Source organism: Tangfeifania sp. (assembly GCF_055108615.1).
In genome coordinates this window covers 1-5,818 of sequence record NZ_JBSQIC010000138.1, presented here as the reverse complement: position 1 = coordinate 5,818, position 5,818 = coordinate 1, and the positions used below count along the sequence as shown (strand labels likewise).

At 42.3% G+C, this 5,818-nt stretch carries 6 protein-coding genes; all 6 read left to right on the top strand.

Features of this window, described 5'->3' with window-relative positions:
• Positions 1–823 (top strand): MFS transporter (locus tag ACTCNA_RS17415; RefSeq protein ID WP_462949212.1); only part of this gene is annotated, 823 nt, incomplete at its 5' end.
• 627 nt (positions 824–1,450) lie between these two features.
• Positions 1,451–3,028, top strand: coding sequence for a sulfatase family protein (locus tag ACTCNA_RS17410; RefSeq protein ID WP_462949211.1), 1,578 nt, complete (start codon positions 1,451–1,453; stop codon positions 3,026–3,028).
• A 180-nt stretch (positions 3,029–3,208) separates the two neighbouring features.
• Positions 3,209–3,556, top strand: a complete 348-nt coding sequence (locus ACTCNA_RS17405) for a sulfatase-like hydrolase/transferase (RefSeq protein ID WP_462949210.1) — start codon at positions 3,209–3,211, stop codon at positions 3,554–3,556.
• A gap of 13 nt (positions 3,557–3,569) precedes the next feature.
• On the top strand, positions 3,570–3,890 hold the full coding sequence (locus tag ACTCNA_RS17400; RefSeq protein WP_462949209.1) for a hypothetical protein: 321 nt from the start codon (positions 3,570–3,572) through the stop codon (positions 3,888–3,890).
• A gap of 73 nt (positions 3,891–3,963) precedes the next feature.
• A complete protein-coding gene (locus tag ACTCNA_RS17395) occupies positions 3,964–5,415 on the top strand; it encodes a sulfatase family protein (RefSeq protein ID WP_462949208.1) in 1,452 nt (483 codons plus the stop codon).
• A gap of 212 nt (positions 5,416–5,627) precedes the next feature.
• Positions 5,628–5,818, top strand: a 191-nt coding sequence (locus tag ACTCNA_RS17390; RefSeq protein WP_462949207.1) for a hypothetical protein, incomplete at its 3' end; no start/stop codon positions are given.

Below are 5,818 nucleotides of genomic sequence, written 5' to 3'. Positions count from 1 at the left end.
ATCTTTTCCTAAAGTACGGGTTTTTGGTTCCATCGGATGGGTAGCATCAGGGGTATTCAGTTTAATCTTCATAAAATTGTTGAACATCGACTTTGACGGAACACATATTCCTTTTTACTGCGGAGCCGGGGTGAGTTTTGTGGCAGTTTTTCTAGACCTGTCGTTGCCCGATACTCCGCCACTGGCAAAGGGAATAAAAGCCACACTTGCCGAGGCTTTTGGATTGGGAACCCTTCAGCTGATGAAAGACCGGAATTTTACCGCCTTTATCATCTTTTCGTTTCTCTCCATGATTCCCTTTGCTATGTATTACTCTTATTTTTCTGAGTTTTTACTGAATATCAACATCAAATATATTTCCATTACCATCAACTGGGGTGTGCTGGCCGAAATGGGATTTTTACTATTGGTGCCGCTGTCAATTAGAAAGTTCGGATTACGAAAAACAATGGTACTAGGGCTGGTTGCATTATCCATTCGCTACCTTTCTTTTTATGTTGGTGGCATGGTTACACAGCCCTGGATGTACTACATCGGTATTTTAATTCACGGACTTATTTTCGGGTTTTTCTATGTAGGCGGCCAGATTTACATCAACAAAAAAGCACCTACCCATTTAAAATCACAAGCCCAGGGATTCATCTTTCTGGTTACTTTTGGTGCCGGATTGCTGGTGGGCAACTTTTTGTGTGCTCGTTTAATTGACCATTATCTAACTGTGGCCGGTTACAACTGGGATGCGATATGGGGAATTACCACATTATTTTCAGTGGGGTTATTGCTGGGGTTTTTACTTCTATTTCGTGAAGATATAAAACCATAGAATTGACAAAAGGGAGTAACGCAGAAAAGAATCTTTGTTACTCTCTTTATCTGTCCTGTTACCTCAAATTCCATGCAATTGGTACTTTTGCTGCCCTGTTACATTTTTTTGCTGTTTGAGTTAGTGTTTTTGCGTTTCCTGTTGGATGGTTTGTTTGTCCTGCAGGTAAAATCCGGCTTCCTGTTTAACAGGAAAAGGGAAAATGCCTACTGGAAGCCACTTTTGTTAACAGGACAAGGTACACAGCCAACAGGACGGCCTAAAACGTAACAGGGTAAGACACGCTGGGCAGCCTCTTTTTTACACCGCGGCTTCAGCCCGGTGAATAGAGGCCGCCAAAAACTAAAGGGCTTCAGCCATTAAAGTAGTTAAATGCTAAAGCCACAAAAAATGCTGAGACAGATAACCACCGGGCTTTCCGAAGGAATCCTTTCAGGGAAAGCACCGGTGAAAAAAAATGAATGCTTTGAACCGTGCTGTAAATTTTAGATTTACAATTTCAAAACCCACTCACATTCATTATTTATGGTTTAAGAAAATGCAGAAAGATTACCATTTTCATAATTTTTTACTGAACTTGTTTTTGCTATTTTTGATCAGAAATCGAACAATAAGAAACCAACTGAAATGAAGCTTTTTAATACGAAATTATTTTTTCTCGCCGGACTTTTTCTATTTGAATTATGGCTATCCGATGATGCACTGGCATCAAAAGATTCAAAGGATCAACTTTCGAAACCCAATATCATTATCATTTTTGCCGACGATATGGGGTATGGAGATGTAAGTGGATTGAATCCTTTTGCCCGGACAGAAACACCGGCCATCGATAAATTAATGGCTGAAGGAATTACATTTACCGAAGCCCATGCCAGTGCATCGGTCTGTACGCCATCACGCTACGGTCTCCTTACCGGAAGGTATGCTTTCCGTTCGGAAAAAGCTGCCGGAGGAATTGGCGGATTTACCGGCCCGGTGATTGAGAAGGAGAGGGAAACCCTGGCATCATTGCTGAAAAGGAGTGGTTATGCCACGGCCTGTATCGGAAAGTGGCACCTCGGTGTTGGGTGGCAAACCAAAGACGGGAACGAGCCGCGGATGGATTCGAAAACGGGTTACTCCAATGTAGATTTCAGCAAAAAAGTGACCTGCGGTCCCAATGATTATGGATTTGATTACTCGTTTATTCATACTGCTTCACTTGACATTCCGCCATACGTATTTTTGCGTAATCACCAGGCAATTGATTCTGAGATGATTTTAACCACCGACCATTATCCAAGAAGGCTGGAAAATACAAAATATGCCTGGGACAAAAAACACAGCAATGACGAGGCAGTCTATTGGAAAAAAGGTGTGTGGTGGAGAGAAGGTGAAATGTCAAGTTCTTTCCGTGTTGAAGATTGTTTTTTAGAAATAGTTGATGAACGTATTAAATTTATTGAAAAACAAGCCACTGATAATAAGAAACAACCATTTTTTTTATACCTTCCTTTAACCGGGCCGCACACTCCCTGGATGCCCACGGAAGAATTCAAGGGAAAATCGTCAGTTGGATTATACGGTGATTTTATTTTTAATATAGACGATGCGGTTGCTCAAATAAAAAACGCGCTGGTCCGCAACGGGATTGAAGAAAACACGATGCTGGTTTTTTCTAGCGACAATGGCGGTTACTGGCCACAGGAAGAGATTGAGCTGTATGCTCACGACTCCAACCAGGGTCGTAAGGGACAAAAAGGAGATGTGTGGGATGGCGGACACCGGGTACCGCTCATTATTTCGTGGCCAGCAAAAATAAAAGAAGCGGCAACCTGCAATCAACTTATCAGCCTCACCGATATTTTTGCCACATTGTCCGACCTCACAGGACAAGTTCTTGCTGACAACCAAGGCGAAGACAGCTTCAGTTTTTTGCCGGTATTAAATGGTGAAACTGAAAAAGTCGTTCGTCAGTTGATGGTTCATCATTCATCGGGAGGCTATTACGGCATACGCAGTGGCGGCTGGAAATTCATCGACGGGCTTGGTTCCGGAGGATTTACGCATCCTTCAAAACTTACACCGGAAGAAAAAGGCCCCAAAGGTCAGTTGTACAATATTAAGGATGATGCAATGGAAAGCACCAACCTGTTTTTTCGGCATCCGGAGAAAGTGGCTGAGCTGAAAACGTTGATGGAGAAAATAATTGAAAACGGGCACTGATAAAATAAAGATTTACCGTGCAAAAAATGGAAGTGTATTTAAATTTTTGATATTTTCAGCAAAATATTGAATTAGAATATAGAACATCTTCCGGTCTCAGATCAAACCCATTCTGAACTGAGTTAAGCAACCAGGAAGGGGATTATCTGAAGTACGGTATTTATTATAAATCAAACTATCATGTTAAAATCCGGTAAAACTATTCTTTCTCTTACATTGCTCTTGTTGGCAGTTTCAGTTTTTTCCTTAGCTCAGGAAAATCAACCACCCAATGTAATCCTCATCATAACCGACGACCAGGGTTATGGCGATTTGGGATTCAACGGAAATCCGCATGTAAAAACTCCTGTGCTCGACAATTTTGCCCGCGAAAGCATCCGGTTTAATCAGTTTTACGTTTCACCCGTTTGTGCTCCTACCCGCTCCAGTTTGATGACCGGCAGGTTTTCGCTGCGCACGGGTGTTCGTGATACATATAACGGAGGTGCCATAATGGCAACCGAGGAAGTTACCATTGGTCGGAAGTGAAAAGGAAAATCCGGTGTATCTGAACCGCAACGATGCCGGCGGTGCCCGCGGAATATGGACACAGGAAGAAGTGTTTGGCTTCTGGAGAGTAAAAATTAAAGAGGGCAGGTATAATATCCGGTTCAGGTTTATTGAGTTGCTAAATACAAAAGGGACAATGTTCCTGGAAACAAATTCATTGATTTTCAGACAGGAAAATAAAAATACCCCGACAGATATAATTGAAATGAAAGATGTGTACTTTTCTGATATGGAATGTGACTTGATTCCGCAATATTCAACCGGTGGAAAAAATATTTTCCCGCTTTGGGTGGAGCTTGAAAAAATTGAGTAAGTGAAGAAATATTATCTTTACTGATGTGGATACATGAAGCAAGCAAATATTCATTTTTAAACAGTTTTTTAATATGACAGCAAAAAAAATTAAATCGATTCTTCTGACCGGAATCCTGATCCTGGGATTCACAATTCAGCAAACTGCTGTGGCTGCTGACAGCCAAAGTGAAAATTCTTCAAAACCCAATTTCATTGTCATTTTTGCCGACGACCTCGGTTATGGCGATCTGGGAGTTTTTGGTCACCCGACCATTAAAACACCTACCCTCGACCGACTGGCGACAGAAGGCCAAAAATGGACCAGCTTTTATGTGGCCGCACCGGTTTGTACTCCAAGCCGGGCAGGACTGTTAACCGGCAGGTTGCCCATACGTTCAGGTATGTGCAGCGATAAACGCCGTGTCCTTTTTCCGGATTCAAACGGCGGGCTGCCACAAAGCGAAATCACCATTGCCAGGGCGTTAAAAGGAAATGGTTATCAAACCGCGGCCATCGGAAAATGGCACCTGGGACATAAATCACCGTATCTGCCCACCGATCATGGGTTCGATAGTTACTATGGAATCCCCTACTCAAACGACATGGACAAAATTGATAAAACCGATCATTTCACCCTGGCTGAAAATGAACAGTTTCAGGCTTATAATGTGCCGCTGATGCGGGATGAGCAAATCATTGAACGGCCGGCTGACCAGCGCACCATTACCAAAAGATACACCGAAGAAGCCGTTCAGAAAATAAAGGAAATGAGCGGTGAACCGTTTTTTATTTACCTCGCCCATTCATTGCCACATATCCCGCTTTTTCGTTCCGAAAAGTTTAAAGACAGCTCAGTGGCGGGAATCTACGGTGATGTGGTGGAGGAGATTGATTGGTCGGTAGAACAAATTGTCAAAGCGTTAGAGGAAGAGGGAATCGCTGAAAATACGCTGGTGGTATTTACTTCTGATAACGGTCCGTGGCACATTTTCAAAACCCATGGTGGTTCTTCAGGATTACTTCGTGGAGCTAAAGGTGGAACTTTCGAAGGTGGTATGCGTGAACCCACTGTTTTTTGGTGGCCCGGAAAACTAAAACCAGGTGTGGTAATGGAAATGGGCACCACTATGGATTTGCTGCCAACTTTTTGCGCACTTTCCGGCACAGAACTTCCGGATGATCGGGTTTATGACGGCTATGATATTTCGCCGCTGCTCACAGGAACTGGAAAAGGGGAACGCGAAGTAGTGTTTTATTACCGGGGTGAAAAAGTGTATGCCGTGCGAAAAGGAGACTACAAAGCGCATTTTATTATTCAGAATGAATACGGAACACAAACCGCGCATCCAATCACAAAACCGCTGATTGAAATAACAAATGCTCCTACTGCACTGGAACAACCGCTACTTTATAATGTAAGTGTCGATCCGGCTGAAAAATACAACATTGCCGAAGAACATCCTGAAATTATTGCCGAAATAAGGAAAGTGCTGGAAGAACACCTGGCCGGGCTTGAACCTGCAGAAAATCAACTGGAGAAGTAATCAAATAAATTAATTAACTCATGGAATTCTTCACTCTATGACAAAACAAAACTTTCATTACAGGCTGCACAATTAATAAATCGAATTAAAATGTTTAAAATCAGTTTTTTTCGATATCGATCCGCTGATGAGCGATAACGGAGTTTAAAGAATATGAAGGTACTACTTCAGATATTATTGTTGATGTGGCGCTGAATTTTATCGGAAAGAGCGTGGAAAAAGAAAAGCTTTTTTTTGCTGTTATCTGGGATGGATCGCCGCACCGGCCGTTTCGTGCATTGGAAAAAGACAAAGAAGGTTTTGAAAAATCAATTATGCAATGTCATTTCGAGTACTCACCCGGTTTTATTGGGCATAATGGGACGATGACAATAAATTTCCAAAATTCAAATCATAAATCCCA